This is a genomic window from Oryzobacter faecalis (assembly GCF_046764005.1).
Taxonomy (GTDB): Bacteria; Actinomycetota; Actinomycetes; order Actinomycetales; family Dermatophilaceae; genus Oryzobacter; species Oryzobacter faecalis.
This window is the reverse complement of record NZ_JBKOFW010000005.1, coordinates 43,397-57,615: the sequence shown is the minus strand read 5'-3', so window position 1 is coordinate 57,615 and position 14,219 is coordinate 43,397. Positions and strand designations below refer to the sequence as shown.

At 74.1% G+C, this 14,219-nt stretch carries 15 protein-coding genes; 9 read left to right on the top strand and 6 right to left on the bottom strand.

Annotated elements, in window-relative coordinates; genetic code table 11:
• Positions 1-152: 152 nt before the first annotated feature.
• The 6 genes from ACK8HX_RS10955 (at position 153) to ACK8HX_RS10930 (ending at position 4,815) form a co-directional block, all read left to right on the top strand.
• Positions 153-2,060, top strand: a complete 1,908-nt coding sequence (locus tag ACK8HX_RS10955) for a propionyl-CoA synthetase (protein ID WP_411940735.1) — start codon at positions 153-155, stop codon at positions 2,058-2,060.
• Between the two features lie 74 nt (positions 2,061-2,134).
• The gene (locus tag ACK8HX_RS10950) at positions 2,135-2,536 is read left to right on the top strand and encodes a hypothetical protein (protein WP_411940734.1); all 402 of its coding nucleotides are present in this window, start codon (positions 2,135-2,137) and stop codon (positions 2,534-2,536) included.
• A gap of 112 nt (positions 2,537-2,648) precedes the next feature.
• Entirely contained in the window at positions 2,649-3,572 is a 924-nt protein-coding gene (locus ACK8HX_RS10945; protein ID WP_411940733.1) for an AEC family transporter, read from the top strand.
• An 18-nt stretch (positions 3,573-3,590) separates the two neighbouring features.
• Positions 3,591-3,983, top strand: coding sequence for a hypothetical protein (locus ACK8HX_RS10940; RefSeq protein WP_411940732.1), 393 nt, complete (start codon positions 3,591-3,593; stop codon positions 3,981-3,983).
• A 20-nt stretch (positions 3,984-4,003) separates the two neighbouring features.
• Positions 4,004-4,471, top strand: a complete 468-nt coding sequence (locus ACK8HX_RS10935) for a guanyl-specific ribonuclease (protein ID WP_411940731.1) — start codon at positions 4,004-4,006, stop codon at positions 4,469-4,471.
• Positions 4,468-4,815 (top strand): barstar family protein, encoded by a 348-nt coding sequence (locus ACK8HX_RS10930; RefSeq protein ID WP_411940730.1) that lies wholly within the window; start codon positions 4,468-4,470, stop codon positions 4,813-4,815. The genes ACK8HX_RS10935 and ACK8HX_RS10930 overlap by 4 nt, the downstream gene beginning before the upstream one ends.
• 31 nt (positions 4,816-4,846) lie before the next feature.
• Here the strand turns inward: ACK8HX_RS10930 and ACK8HX_RS10925 are convergent, their stop codons facing one another.
• The gene (locus ACK8HX_RS10925) at positions 4,847-6,505 is read right to left on the bottom strand and encodes a helicase HerA-like domain-containing protein (protein ID WP_411940729.1); all 1,659 of its coding nucleotides are present in this window, start codon (positions 6,503-6,505) and stop codon (positions 4,847-4,849) included.
• 70 nt (positions 6,506-6,575) lie between these two features.
• On the opposite strand from ACK8HX_RS10925, the gene ACK8HX_RS10920 reads away from it, so the two are divergent.
• Genes ACK8HX_RS10920 through ACK8HX_RS10910 form a run of 3 tightly spaced genes read left to right on the top strand, consistent with a single transcriptional unit; the run spans position 6,576 to position 8,340 of the window.
• Positions 6,576-6,866 (top strand): type II toxin-antitoxin system VapB family antitoxin, encoded by a 291-nt coding sequence (locus ACK8HX_RS10920; RefSeq protein ID WP_411940728.1) that lies wholly within the window; start codon positions 6,576-6,578, stop codon positions 6,864-6,866.
• 8 nt (positions 6,867-6,874) lie between these two features.
• On the top strand, positions 6,875-7,414 hold the full coding sequence (locus ACK8HX_RS10915) for a LytR C-terminal domain-containing protein (RefSeq protein ID WP_411940727.1): 540 nt from the start codon (positions 6,875-6,877) through the stop codon (positions 7,412-7,414).
• Positions 7,411-8,340, top strand: coding sequence for a CHAD domain-containing protein (locus ACK8HX_RS10910; protein ID WP_411940726.1), 930 nt, complete (start codon positions 7,411-7,413; stop codon positions 8,338-8,340). Before ACK8HX_RS10915 ends, ACK8HX_RS10910 begins: the two co-directional genes overlap by 4 nt.
• 40 nt (positions 8,341-8,380) lie before the next feature.
• On the opposite strand, the gene ACK8HX_RS10905 is transcribed toward ACK8HX_RS10910, so the two are convergent.
• The 5 genes from ACK8HX_RS10905 to eboE all read right to left on the bottom strand — a co-directional run bounded on the left by ACK8HX_RS10905 (position 8,381) and on the right by eboE (position 14,216).
• Complete coding sequence (locus tag ACK8HX_RS10905) at positions 8,381-9,145, bottom strand: DUF5995 family protein (protein ID WP_411940725.1); 765 nt, start codon at positions 9,143-9,145, stop codon at positions 8,381-8,383.
• Between the two features lie 180 nt (positions 9,146-9,325).
• Positions 9,326-10,240: an NAD-dependent epimerase/dehydratase family protein gene (locus ACK8HX_RS10900; protein WP_411940724.1), complete on the bottom strand. Its 915-nt coding sequence runs from the start codon at positions 10,238-10,240 to the stop codon at positions 9,326-9,328.
• 246 nt (positions 10,241-10,486) lie between these two features.
• A complete protein-coding gene (locus ACK8HX_RS10895) occupies positions 10,487-11,494 on the bottom strand; it encodes a sugar phosphate isomerase/epimerase family protein (RefSeq protein ID WP_411940723.1) in 1,008 nt (335 codons plus the stop codon).
• A gap of 86 nt (positions 11,495-11,580) precedes the next feature.
• Positions 11,581-13,026: an alkaline phosphatase family protein gene (locus ACK8HX_RS10890; protein ID WP_411940722.1), complete on the bottom strand. Its 1,446-nt coding sequence runs from the start codon at positions 13,024-13,026 to the stop codon at positions 11,581-11,583.
• Positions 13,023-14,216: a metabolite traffic protein EboE gene (gene eboE / locus ACK8HX_RS10885; RefSeq protein ID WP_411940721.1), complete on the bottom strand. Its 1,194-nt coding sequence runs from the start codon at positions 14,214-14,216 to the stop codon at positions 13,023-13,025. The genes ACK8HX_RS10890 and eboE overlap by 4 nt, the downstream gene beginning before the upstream one ends.
• Between the last annotated feature and the right edge of the window lie 3 nt (positions 14,217-14,219).

The following is a 14,219-nucleotide window of genomic DNA, read 5'->3' as shown; positions in this document are numbered from 1 at the left end:
GAGGGCCGAAGGAGGGTAAAGACTCCGTCAGGGTTTCCGGGTCGTGTGCCCAGGCCGTTCGGCGCGGAGGACGCCCGCCCGGCTCGCGCCCGGCTCCCGCTCGCCGCACGGGGGCTGGTGGCCCGGCGACGCGGGGCGCACGATGGGGTCCCATGAGCACCGGTGCCTGGGCGGCGGCCCACCAGCAGTCCATCGCGGACCCGACGGCCTTCTGGGGAGCGGCGGCCGAGGCCATCGAGTGGACCACTCCCCCGGCGACGGTCCTCGACTCGACGAACCCGCCCTTCCACCGCTGGTTCCGCGGCGGACGGCTCAACACCTGCTTCAACGCCCTCGACCGGCACGTCCGCGACGGCCGCGGCGACCAGCCCGCCCTCCACCACGACAGCCCGGTCACGGGGACGAAGCAGACCTTCACCTACCGCGAGCTCCTCGACCGGGTGGCCGTGCTCGCGGGCGCGCTCGCCTCCCTCGGCGTCGAGAAGGGCGACCGGGTCGTCGTCTACATGCCGATGGTGCCCGAGGCGGTGTTCGCGATGCTGGCGTGCGCGCGCCTCGGGGCGGTGCACTCCGTCGTCTTCGGCGGGTTCGCGCCGGCGGAGCTCGCCGCGCGGATCGACGACGCCCGCCCCAAGGTGATCCTCTCCGCCAGCTGCGGCATCGAGCCGACCCGTGTCGTCGAGTACAAGCCGATGCTCGACGGCGCCCTCGACCGCAGCACGCACACACCCGAGACCGTCGTCGTCCTCCAGCGACCGCAGGCCCGTGCGGCCGTCGGCGAGCGCGACACCGACTGGGAAGAGCTCGACTGGGACGAGCTCGTCGCCGACGCCGAGCCCGCCGACTGCGTCGACGTCGAGGCCACCGACCCGCTCTACGTCCTCTACACGTCGGGGACGACCGGCCGGCCGAAGGGCATCGTCCGCGACAACGGCGGCCACGCCGTCGCGCTGCGCTGGTCGATGGAGAACGTCTACGACATCGGCCCGGGGGAGACCTTCTTCACCGCGTCCGACGTCGGGTGGGTCGTCGGGCACTCCTACATCGTCTACGCGCCGCTCCTCACCGGGGCGACCACCGTCCTCTACGAGGGGAAGCCGGTCGGCACCCCCGACGCGGGCGCCTTCTGGCGGGTGTGCGCCGAGTACGGCGCGAAGGCGATGTTCACCGCGCCGACGGCCTACCGGGCCATCAAGCGGGACGACCCCACGGGGGCGCTGCTCGCCGGCCACGACCTCTCTCGCCTCGAGACCGTCTTCCTCGCCGGCGAGCGGCTCGACCCGGACACCTACGAGTGGGCGACCTCGACCCTCGGCGTCCCGGTCGTGGACCACTGGTGGCAGACCGAGACCGGCTGGCCGATCGCGGCGAACCTGCGCGGTCTCGAGCCCATGCCCATCAAGGCGGGCTCCCCCACCGTGCCGGTGCCCGGGTACGACGTGCGCGTCCTCGACGAGCGGGGTGAGGAGGTGCCGCCGGGCACCGAGGGCGCCATCGCCATCCGGCTCCCACTGCCCCCGGGCACCCTGCCGACCCTCTGGGAGGACGACCAGCGCTACGTCGACGGGTACCTCTCGGTCTACGACGGGTACTACCTCACCGGCGACGGGGGCTCGGTCGACGAGGACGGCTACCTCTACGTCATGGGCCGCACCGACGACGTCCTCAACGTCGCGGGGCACCGCCTGTCGACGGGGTCGATCGAGGCCGCGCTCGCGGGGCACCCCGACGTCGCCGAGTGCGCCGTCATCGGGGTCGCGGACGAGCTCAAGGGCCAGGTGCCGCGCGCGCTCGTCGTCCTCAAGGGCGGGGTCGACGGCGAGGCCGAGGGCGAGCGCATCCGCGCCGAGCTGGTGCAGCGGGTGCGCGACGAGGTCGGCGCGGTGGCGAGCCTGCGCCAGGTGGATGTCGTTGCGGCACTTCCGAAGACGCGCTCGGGCAAGATCCTCCGCAAGACGATGCGCGAGATCGCCGACGGCAAGGTCCCGAACGTCCCTGGCACCATCGAGGACGCCTCGGTCCTCGACCGGCTGGCACCGGTGCTGCGCCCGACGCCCTAGCCGTCCCGCACGCTCGGCCCCCACGGGGGCGGGCGCACCCCTAGTCTCCGGGGACCACGACTCGGGGAGGGCGCATGGCGGGGCGGATCGGCACGTGGTTCGCGCGGCGCATCCTGCGCGCCGACCTCGAGGACAGCGAGATGGTCGCGAGCACGGGGGCGGGCGTGGTCTCGCTGCGGGAGTACCTGGAGGACGGCCGCGGCGGACGGTGGTTCTGGCTGGTCGCGGCGGTGACCCAGCTGGTCGTGTTCCTTGCCGTGCCCTTCGCGCTCGCCTGGGGCATCTGGGGCCGCAGCGACCTCGACCGTGGCGACCCAGCCCGCCTCGGGATCGTCGTCCTCGTCGCGGTTCCCTCCTGGTGGGCCGCGCTCGTCTGGCAGTCCTCGGTGCGGGCCATGGTCCGCGCCCGGTCGGCGCCACGCCGCCCCTGGGACGCCGACGACGACGAGGACGCCCGGGACGACGACCAGGACTGACCCGGGGCGGAGCACCGCTCGGAGGAGGACGGACCGACCGGCGGGGAACGGCGCAGCGCCCGGGTCACGGACGCCCACCCGCCCGGCCCGACGACGCGGCAGGCTGGGGCGCGTGGAGGGAGTGCTGCTCGGGTTCGCGACGATCGCCGCGGTCATCGCCGTCGGGGCCCTGGTCGCGCACCTCGGCCTCGTCGACCTCTCGGCGCAGGCCGTCCTCGCCCGGATCTCGTTCTTCGTCGCGACGCCCGCCCTCCTCGTCACCACCGTGTCGGAGGCCGACGTCCACGACGTGCTCTCGCGCTCGCTGCTCGCGACCAGCGTCGGCGCGGTCGTCCCCGCCGCGGTCTACCTGCTCGCGGCCCGGCGATGGCGCAGGACCACGGGTGAGCGGGTCATCGGCGCCCTGTCGAGCTCGTACGTCAACGTCGCCAACCTCGGCCTGCCGATCGCGGCCTACGTCCTCGGCGACGCCGCCCTCGTCGCGCCGACCCTGCTCCTCCAGCTCCTCGTCCTCCAGCCCGCCGCACTGCTCGTGCTCGACGCCGACGTCGCCGGGCGCCGCCCCCGTGTCCGCGAGCTGCTGCGCGGACCTCTCACCAACCCGCTGACCGTCGGCACCCTCGTCGGCCTGCTGCTCGCCCTCACCGGTTGGCGGCTGCCGGAGGTCGTCGCGGCGCCGGTCGAGCTGATCGGCGCGATGGCCGTGCCGGGAGTGCTTCTCGCGTACGGGATCTCGCTGCGCCTCGGGCCCGGCTTCGGCGGCGACGTCCCCCGCGGCGAGCTGGCCCTGACGAGCACGCTCAAGCTCGCCGTCCAGCCGGTCGTCGCGTGGGCGGTGGCGCACCTCCTCCTCGGCATCGACGGGGCGGCGCTCCTCGCGGTCGTCGTGTGCGCCGCCCTCCCCACGGCGCAGAACGTCTTCGTCCACGCCACCCGCTACGACCGGGCCACCACCCTCGCCCGCGACACGATCCTCGTCACCACCCTCGGAGCGGTCCCGGTGATCGCGCTCGTCGTCCTCCTCCTCGGGCCCTAGCCGGGAGACACTGGGCCGGTGATCACCGTCGAGCTCGCCCGCGCCCTCCTCGACGCGGGCGTCCTCTGGGAGCCGCGCGCCGGCGACCGCTTCGTCATCGACGCCGAGCTGCTGACCGAGGAGGTCTTCTGGATCAGCGACCTCACGGTCGAGGTGCACACCTACCGCGACCAGTCGCTGCTCGGGTTCAACGGCACGACCGAGTGGGCGCTGGACTCGGTGACGCTCGACCAGGCGCTGTGGCTCCCCCGGGAGGACCAGCTGCGCGGGCTCCTCGGCGACCGGCTCGAGTCGGTCCACCGCATCGACGACGGCTGGCAGGTCACCTACGCGGTGCGGCCCGGGTACGTGAGATCCGTCTCCGACGCCGACCTCGAGTGCGCCTACGCCCGCGCGGTGCTCAGCCTGTGAGCGGCCGGCGGCGGGGGGCCGTGTCCTCGGGCACGGCCTTGGTGGCGGTGGCGGTGGTCGCCGTCCTCCTGGCCCTCGTGTGGTGGGCCGGGCGCGGCGAGGACCCCGCGTCCGCCGGCGACGGCAGTGCCACCGCGACCGCGGCCTCGACCGTGGGCGGCACCGGCCCCTCTGCCGCGCCACCGCCGGCGCGCGACGGGAGCGGGCTGCCGGTCGTCCGCGTGGCCGACCTGCCCGACGAGGCCCGCGAGACCCTCGACCTCATCGCCGCCGGCGGACCCTTCCCCCACGACCGCGACGGCGCCACCTTCCACAACCGCGAGCGCCTCCTCCCCCGGCACCCGAGCGGCTGGTACCGCGAGTACACCGTCCCGACACCCGGCGAGGACGACCGCGGGGCGCGCCGGATCGTCACCGGTCGCGACGGCACGGCCTACTGGACCGACGACCACTACGACTCGTTCAGCGTCATCGAGGAGGCGCCGTGACCCGCGTGCTCGGGGCCGACACCGCCATCGGCCCCCTCGTGAGGGCCCTGCGCGCGGACGGGGCGCTCGTGCGCGTCGTCCCCGCAGGCGCCGACAAGGAGGAGTCGCTCGCGCGGTTCGGCGACGCCCTGCGCTTCCCCGAGTGGTACGGCCACAACTACGACGCGCTCTACGACTGCCTCCTCGCCGTCGTCCACGCGGCCGACGGCGACATCCGCGTCGTCTGGGACGGCACCGCGCCGCTGCGCACGGAGCACCCCGACGTCTTCGACACCGTCGTCCGGCTGCTGTCCGACGCCGAGGACGAGCGCCCCACGTTCCGCGCGACCGTCGTCGACCGCTGACAGGGCCCGTGGCCGGCGACCGAGGGCCGGCTCAGCGGCGGCGGCTCGTCCCGAAGATCGAGCGGGTGATCTCGCGGCCGATGACGGTGCCCGCCGATCGGAGCATCGACCTGAAGGCGCTGCTCTTGACGACCGACTCGACCATGCCCGGCTCGCTCGCCCGACGGCGCTCCTCGGCGGCCCTGGCCTTCTCGGCCGCCGCGGCCTCCTTCGCTGCGGCCTTCTCGGCGGCCATCCGCGCCTCCTCGGCCTCGGTGGCGGCCGCGGCATCGGCCTTCGCCTTCTCGGCCGCTGCGGCGGCGGCCTCGTCGGCCCTGACCCGCTCGGAGGCGGCCCGGTCCAGGAGCTCGAAGGCCGACTCCCGCTCGACGGCGGTGCCGTACTGGGCCAGCAGCGGTGAGGCCGCGACCGCGGCATCGATCGTCGCGTCGGGAGAGGGCGCCATGAGCGACTCCGGTGCGCGCATCCGGGTCCAGGCCACCGGGGTCGGCGCCCCCTTCTCGGACAGGACGGTGATGACGGCCTCGCCGGTGCCGAGCGAGGTGAGCAGCTCCTCGAGGTCGTAGTCGGTGTGCGGGTAGGTCTTCACGGCCGCCTTGAGCGCCGCCGCGTCATCCGGGGTGAAGGCCCGCAGGGCGTGCTGGACGCGGTTGCCGAGCTGGGCGAGGACGTCGGCCGGGACGTCCTTCGGCGACTGGGTCACGAAGAAGACGCCGACGCCCTTGGACCGGATGAGCCGCACGGTCTGCTGGATCGCGTCGAGGAACTCCTCGCTCGCGTCGTCGAAGAGCAGGTGCGCCTCGTCGAAGAAGAAGACGAGCTTGGGCTTGTCGACGTCACCGACCTCGGGCAGGTCGTGGAAGAGGTCGGCGAGCAGCCACATGAGGAAGGTCGAGAACAGCTCAGGGCGGTCCTGCACCCTCGGCAGCTCGAGCATCGACACCAGGCCCCGGCCGTCGGGGGCGGTGCGCATGAGGGCGGCCGTGTCGAGCTCGGGGAGGCCGAAGAACGCGTCGGCGCCCTGGTCGGAGAACGCGATGAGCTCGCGGAGGATGACGCCCGCCGTCGCCGACGACAGGCCGCCGAGCTCCTTGAGGTCGGCCTTGCCCTCGTCGGAGGTGAGGTGCTGGACGACGGCGCGCAGGTCGGCGAGGGTGTCGAGGTAGTACCCGTGCTTGTCGGCGTAGTGGAAGACGAGGCCGAGGCTGGACTCCTGGGTGTCGTTGAGCCCCAGCACCTTCGAGAGCAGCGTGGGTCCGAACGTCGACACCGCGGCCCGCACCGGGATGCCCTTGCCGATGCCGCCGAGGGCGTAGAACTCGACCGGGTAGGCGGTGGGAGTCCACTCCATCCCGACGTCGGCGGCCCGGGCGGTGACCTTCTCGTTCGGCACGCCGGGGGTCGCCATCCCGCTGAGGTCGCCCTTGACGTCGGCCAGGAACACCGGCACGCCCTGGGCGGCGAGCTGCTCGGCCATCAGCTGGAGCGTCTTGGTCTTGCCGGTGCCCGTGGCGCCGGCGACGAGGCCGTGCCGGTTCATCGCGGACAGGGGGATCCGCACGGTCGCGTCCGGGTGCGCGGTGCCGTCGACGACCGCGGCCCCGAACTCGAGCGAGGCCCCCTCGAAGGAGTACGCCGCGCGGATCTCGTCGACGAGGGAGGACGCTGCGCTGCTCTCGTTCTCGGTCACGTCGGTCAATCTAGCCGCCTCCGGGGCGGCGGTTCCGTCCGTGGCGGAGACCCGTCATACAGTGAGTGCCGTGATCTTCAAGGCCGTCGGCGACACCCGCCCGTACCCCGACCACGGGTACTCGACGCGGCAGTGGTCGACCGTGCCACCTCGCCTGGTGCGCCTCGACGAGCTCGTGACGACCAAGCGCGAGCTCGACCTCCAGATGCTCCTCTCCGAGGACTCGACCTTCTACGGCGACCTGTTCGCCCACGTCGTCGAGTTCGACGGGACGCTCTACCTCGAGGACGGCCTCCACCGCGCGCTGCGGGCCGCCCTGCACCAGCGGCCCACGCTCCACGCGCGCGTCCTGACGCTGTAGGGGGAACCGTGAGCGAGTACACGACCGAGTCGGAGGGGTCTGCGCGCCGCCGGAGGCAGCGCCGCACGCTCGTGACGTTCGGCGTCGTGCTCCTCGCCCTGTTCTTCGCGTTCTGGTACGCCCTGTCCTACTACCAGGCCGACAGCGCCGCGCGCTCGTCCCGGACCCCGGCCCCGACCTGCGTGCCGTTCGACCCCAAGGCGCTCACCCCGCAGAAGGTCACGGTCAACGTCTACAACTCCTCGACCCGCACCGGGCTCGCCGGCGCGGTGTCGAAGGACCTCGCCGAGCGCGGCTTCACGATCGGCAGGGTCGCCAACGACCCGTCCTCGCGCAAGGCGCCCTCCGTCGCCGAGGTGCGGCACGGGCCCGCCGGCAAGGCCCACGCCGCCCTCGTCGCCTCCGCGCTGCCGAAGGGGACCAAGGTCGTCGCCGACAAGCGCAAGGGCGCCGGCGTCGACGTCGCCCTCGGCGCGAAGTTCACCCGGCTCAACCCGGTGCCGTCGGCGTCCGGGCTGCCGACCTGTCCCCCGCCCTCCGAGGAGTGAGCGCGCCCACCGAGCCGTCGGGCATCGCGGCAGCTCTCCGGCTCGACGAGCCGGCCCGCAGGTCCGACGCCGTGGAGCTCTCGGCGTCGATGTCGCATGCGGCGGCGTTCTCGGTCGTCGCCGCGGAGTGCGTCGACCACTGGCGGTCCAACGAGGCCGAGCTGCGCCTCTCCCGCGCGGCGCCGCACCTGCACCAGACCCGGGTCGGGCTGCGGCGGCTGCGGTCCGCCGTGTCGCTGTTCCGGCGCTCGCTCGGCTCCACCCCCGCCGACGACGTCCGCCGCTGCGCGCACGAGCTGCGCGCCCTCGCCCTCCCGTTCGGCCACGCCCGCGACCTCGACGTCCTCCTCATGGGCCCCTTGGTCGACGACCTCGACGAGGTGCAGGCCGCGGGCCTCCTCGCCGACCGGGAGGCCGCGTACGACGTCGTGCTGGCCGTCCTCCGGTCGTCCTCCTGGGCCGGCGCCTGTGGGCGGCTCGACGACGTGCTGGCGGCGCTCGCGCGCGTGGGCGCGCCGTTGCCGCTCGTCATCGAGGCTGCGCCGGCCGCTCTCGACCTCCGCCTTCGCCGCGTGGTCCGTTCGTCCGGCCACCTGTCGTCCATGGAGGCGGCTGCGCGGCACCGGGTCCGCATCGAGGCCAAGAAGCTCCGCTACGGGTGCGAGTTCTTCACCTCGCTCTTCCCGGCCGGCGAGCCGCGGGTGAGCACCGGGTCGGGCGAGGTGCTCGTGGGGATGCCGGCCTTCGCGACCGCGGTCGAGGACGTCCAGTCGGCCTTGGGTGCCCTCAACGACCACGCGACCGCCGACGCCCTCCTCCGCCGCGTCGGCTCACACGCGCCGGCCGTGCACGAGGCCGACCCCCTCAGCGCGGCCGAGACCGCCGTCGCGCACCTCACCGACCTCCCCGTGCCCTGGCACCGCTGACCTCACCGTGCGCGTCGACCGGCGCGGGACCGGTGGGGCGTCAGGGGTCGATGACGGGAGCGGGGGCCGGTCCGGCGCCGGCCACCGGTGTGAGCAGCTGGCGGGTGACGAGTCCGACCATGGAGGCGCGCGACCGAAGGTACGCCTCGTACGCAGCCTCGTCCGTCTGGAGGGCCCACTGCACCGTGGCGCTGAGCCACGAGGCGTCACGGGCGGCCTCGATGCTCCAGGCGCCGACCACGTCCAGCACGGGCGAGGCGGCCCGGTCGACGTGGAGGGCGAGGCCGTCGAGGTAGGACGCGCGCACCTCGTGCACCGCGGCGGCGAGGATCTCGTTGATGGCGAGGAAGTCGGCGCGCACCCCCGGCGAGTCCAGCGTCCGGCCCAGCTGGCGGCAGGTGCGCACCAGGGCCAGCCCGAGGTCGACGTTGATGTGGGCGTTCATGCCGGCCAGGGCGTACTGCAGGCCGGCCGTGCCCGGCTGGGCCCGGAGCTCGAAGAGCGGCTGCCAGGCGCTGCTGCGCGCCTCGTCGGTGGCACGGCAGGCGTCGAGGTACAGGCCGGCGAACACGCAGTCCAGGCGCTCCATGAACGCCGCGTCGCGGAAGGAGCGAGCTGCCGCCGCCGCGCCGACGAGCTCGGTGACGTGCAGGTACGTGCGGTGGAAGTCGGCGACCCCGTCATCGGCGGGCATCGCTGCGCCGAGGACCCGCATCTGCTCGATGACCTGCGCGATGGAGGTGGGCTGGCCCGGCGGCGGGTCGAGCGGGCGCAGGGGGCGCAGCCCGTTCAGGGCGGCGGTCACGGCGGTCACCGCCCGCGAGCCCCGGCCGAGCCCCCGCCGCACGGCCCTGGTCACGTCGCCGAGGAAGCCCACCGCGTGACCCCCGTTCGTGCCCGGACCGATGACCCTCACCCTAGGGGCGCAGCCCCGGCCTCGTCACCGGTGCTCGGTGGCGTACCCCGGCACCGGCGGCGAGGGACCTCACGCGTCGCGGGCTCCCTCGACGTGGTCGCGCCACGAGTGTCGCGGCTCGTACCCGAGGACGCGCCGGGCCTTGTCGATGCCGAGCAGCGTCTCCGTGCCCGCGACCTCCCGGCGCAGCGGGACGTCGGGGAACACCTCCGCCATGAGCTCGGCACTCGGCCGGAGCATGACCGTGTCCGCGTTGGCGATGACGAACACCTCGGCGCCGGGGACGTCGTGCCGCAGGCCACGCTCGACGGCCTGCGCGCCGTCACGGGCGTCGATGTAGCCCCAGAGGTTCCAGCGCCGCAGCTGCGGGTCGTCCTGGAACGAGGGAAAGGCGGCGTAGTCCTCGACGTCCATGACGTTGGAGAACCGCAGGCCGACCATGACGAGCTCGGGGTCCCACCGGCAGAAGTGGCGGGCCATCTCCTCCTCGAGCGCCTTGGCCAGCGAGTACGTGGACTCGGGCCGCGGCGCGTACTCCTCGTCGACGGGCGCGTAGGGCGGCAGCGTGTCGAACGGCAGCCCGAGGACGGTCTCGCTCGACGCCCACACGACCTGCTTGACCCCGGCGGCCCGGCAGGCGGCGAAGACGTTGTACGTGGCGGTGGCGTTGTTGGCGAACGTCGCCGCGTTGGGTCGCAGACCGGGAGCCGGCACCGCCGCGAGGTGGACGACGGCGTCCACGGGGCCGTGCTCGTCGACGGTGCCGGTCACCGCCTCGAGTGCCTGCCCGTAGTCGGTGAGGTCGCACAGGAGGAACTCGCCGGAGACGTCACGGGCGTCGGCCGCCGCGGCTCGGTCGACGGCCAGGACGTCCAGCCCGACGTCGCGCAGGTGCCGGACCACGGCCCGGCCGAGCTTGCCGGTCGCCCCCGTGACGAGGACGCGCTGCGGGGTCCGGGGGGTGTCGTTCGCAGTGGATGTCATCGGCCCATCATCACCCGCTCCCCGGCCCAGGTGCCGGGCGGTGACCGACGAGCAGTGACCGGGCGCATCGCCCGCGAACATCGACCGTCGCACCGGAAGGGTTCCAGGGCGATGCTCGACACCTGCGGATCAGGCGGGAAGGTCGGGGAACGACGTCCCCGGTGGGGTGCCCCCTCACTGACACCTCCACCGGGGACGCCGGCCGGCCGTCGAGCGGCGGGAACGACGGCCGGCCACCGGCTCCCGTCAGTCGCCGGAGCTGAACGCGGCGTCGAACGCCGCCTCGGGACGGTCGAAGGCCAGCCGGCGCACGAAGCCCACGGCCTCGGCGGCGCCGACGAGCCGGTCCATCCCGGCGTCCTCCCACTCGACGGAGATCGGGCCCTCGTACCCGATCGCGCCGAGCGTCCGGAAGCAGTCCTCCCACGGGACGTCGCCGTGCCCGGTGGAGACGAAGTCCCAGCCGCGCCGTGGGTCGGCCCACGGCAGGTGCGAGGACAGGCGGCCGTTGCGGCCGTTGCCGACCCGCTTGCGCACGTCCTTGCAGTCGACGTGGTAGATCCGGTCCTGGAAGTCCCAGATGAAGGCCGCCGGGTCGAGGTCCTGCCACACCATGTGCGAGGGGTCCCAGTTGAGGCCGAACGCGGGGCGGTGGCCGATCGCCTCGAGGGTGCGCACGGTCGTCCAGTGGTCGTAGGCGATCTCGCTCGGGTGGACCTCGTGGGCGAACCGCACGCCGACCTCGTCGAACACGTCGAGGATCGGGTTCCAGCGGTCGGCGAAGTCCTGGTAGCCGGCCTCGATGGTCTCGGCCGACACCGGCGGGAACATCGCGACGTACTTCCAGATCGCGGACCCCGTGAAGCCGATGACGACGTCGACACCGAGCTTCGCCGCCGCCCGCGCGGTGTCCTTCATCCGCTCGGCCGCACGCCGTCGCACGCCCTCGGGGTCGCCGTCGCCCCACACGGAGGCGGGGAGGATGTCGCGGTGCCGCTGGTCGATGGGGTCGTCGCACACCGCCTGGCCGACGAGGTGGTTCGAGATCGCCCACACCCCGAGCCCGTGCTCGTCGAGGATCGCCCTGCGCCCCTCGACGTAGTCGGGCTCGGCCAGGGCGCGGTCGACCTCGAAGTGGTCCCCCCAGCAGGCGATCTCGAGGCCGTCGTACCCCCACGACGCCGCGAGCCGGCACACCTCCTCGAAGGGCAGGTCGGCCCACTGGCCGGTGAAGAGGGTGATCGGACGGGTCATGACGGGACTCCTTCGGGTCGGACTGCGGGTGAGGGTGGCTGGAGGAGGACGCTGGTGGGCTGAGGGAGGACGTCGGCGGACGGGGGTCAGGGCACGGTGGCCGCGGTGGCGACGCCAGCGGCCTCGAGCACGAGGTCGTGCACCGCCGTGGCTGCCACGCTGCCACGAACGCGTCCCCGTGAGGAGGTGATGACGACCGGTGCGTCGCCGACGTCGTCGGGCAGGCGCCCGTGCGAACCCTTGACCCACCGGGCGTCGAGCGGCACGACGGACATCGCGTAGCGCAGGCCGAGCCTCTTGCGGACGAGCGAGAGGCCCGCGCGGGCCTTCGCCGACCGGTCGGCCGGGTCGAAGAACAGCTCCGCCGGGTCGTAGCCGGGTTTGCGGTGGATCTCGACGCCACGGGCGAAGTCGGGCGCCCGGGCGTCGTCGAGCCAGTAGTAGTAGGTGAACCACGACCGCGCGTCGGCGACGACGACGAGGTCACCGGAGCGCTCGTGGTCGAGGCCGTGCTCGGCCTGCGCGGCGCGGTCGAGCACGGCCTCGACCCCCGGCAGGTCCGCGAGGACGGCTCGCACCGCCTCGAGCTCGCCGGCGTCGCGGACGTAGACGTGCGCCACCTGGTGGTCGGCGACCGCGAACGCCCGGGACGCCCACGGGTCGAGGTACTCCATGCCCGACTGGGTGTGGACCTCCAGCAGCCCGGCCCGGCGCAGCACGCGGTTGAGGTGCACCGGCCGGTCGACCTCCGTGATCCCGTACTCGCTGACGACGACGACCTCGACCCCGAGCCGCTCCGCGTCGTCGAGGAGGGGCGCGAGGACTGCGTCGAGCTCGCGGGCCGCCGCCCTCGCCTCGGGCGACCGCGGGCCGAAGCGCTGGAGGTCGTAGTCGAGGTGCGGCACGTACGCGAGCGTGAGGTCGTGGTGCGGCAGCAGCCGCCGCGTGGCGCCGACGATCCACTGCGAGGACTCGATGGAGGCCGTCGGGCCCCAGTACCGGAACAGCGGGAACGCGCCCAGCGTCTCGGTCAGCTCGTCGCGCAGCCACGTCGGCCGGGTGTAGCAGTCCGGGCTCTTGCGGCCGTCGGCGTGGTAGACCGGCCGCGGCGTCACGACCGTGTCGACGTCCATCCCCATCGCATACCACCAGCAGACATTGGCGACCCTCGCGCCGGGGTGCCTGCGCCGCAGGGCATCCCACACCTTCTCCCCCGCGACGAGGCTGTTCGGCTGGCGCCAGAACATCACCTCGCCGAGGTCGCGGAAGAACCAGCCGTTGCCGACGACCCCGTGCTCGGCGGGCAGCCGCCCGGTGAGGAAGGTCGACTGCACCGAGCAGGTCACGGCGGGCAGCACGGTCTGCAGGCTCGCCCGGCTGCCGCGGTCGGCGAGCGCCGAGAGCCGGGGCATGTCGGCGAGCGCGGTCGGGGTCAGCCCGACGACGTCGAGGAGCAGCACGGGGTGCGGCGCGACGCCCGGCGAGGGTGCGGGCACGGACGCGGTGGTGGCGAGGTGGTCGGTGGTGGTCACGGTGCCTCCTTGAGGCCGAGGTGGACGAGCTGGTCGCGAGCCCAGGCGAGCTCGCCGGCGATGCCGCGGGCGAGGTCGTCGTCGGTGCGGGGGCGGGCGGCCTCGGGGATGACGCCCCACGTGTAGGACTCGACCTCGAGGTGGTCGACGAGCGCGGCCTCGCCCCCGACGAGGGCCGCGAGCGTGGCGCGCGTGTGGTCGGTCGTCGCACCGAGGGGGCCCTCGGGGGCGGTGTCGAGCGGGACGTGGAAGTGGACCCGCCACGGCACCGGCGCACCGTCCTCCTCACGGTCGGGGAGCGGGCCGGAGGGCGAGAGGGCGGCGGGCAGGTCGTCGCGGCCGCAGACCTCGCCACCGGTTCGCAGGCCCCGGACCTGGTGGAGGAATCGCTCCTCGTCGAACGCCTCGAGTCCGGCCCGGGTCGCGGACCCGCCGGGCTCCGCGGCGTGCAGCGCCGCCGACACCTGCGCCTTGACGAACGGGAGGCCAGCCGCGCCGACCCGCGCCACGGCCTCCTCCGGGTCCTCGAACTGGACGGCGAGGTGGCAGAGGTCGAGGGCGACACCGACCCGGCGCGGGTCGACGTCACCGAGGTGCGCCACGGCCTGCGTCGTCGTCTCGAGGACGCACCCCGGCTCCGGCTCGAGGCCGACGCGGACCGTCCGCCCGGTGTGGGCCTCGAGCCCGTCGAGGGTCTCGGCGAGGCGGGCGAGGTTGACCCGGGCCGCCCGCGCCCGGCGGTCGTCCCACGGGGTGCGCCAGGCCAGCGGGAGGGTCGAGATGCTGCCGCGTGCGGCGTCGTCCGGGAGGAGGCCCGCGAGGACGGTCGCGCAGTCGACCGTGTACGACAGCCGGTCGGCCTGCGACCAGTCCGGGTGGTAGACGCGGTGCTTGACCACCGGCTGCTGGAAGCCGCGGTACGGGAAGGCGTTGAGCGTCACGACCTCGAGTCCGCGCCACGCCATCGCCGACCGGAGGGCCGCCACGAGCCGGGGGTCGCGGGCGAGCTCGCGCGCCGCGGGGGCCGCCAGCCAGAGGCCGACCCCGAGCAGGTCGGCACCCACGTGCCGGCGCACCGGCAGGCAGAACCGGTCGAGGTGGGTGAGGACGTCGTCGAGGTCGTCCCCGGCGTGGACGTTCGTGCAGTAGCCGAGGTGGACGGTCGTGCCGTCCGCGTGGGTCAGGCGCACGGA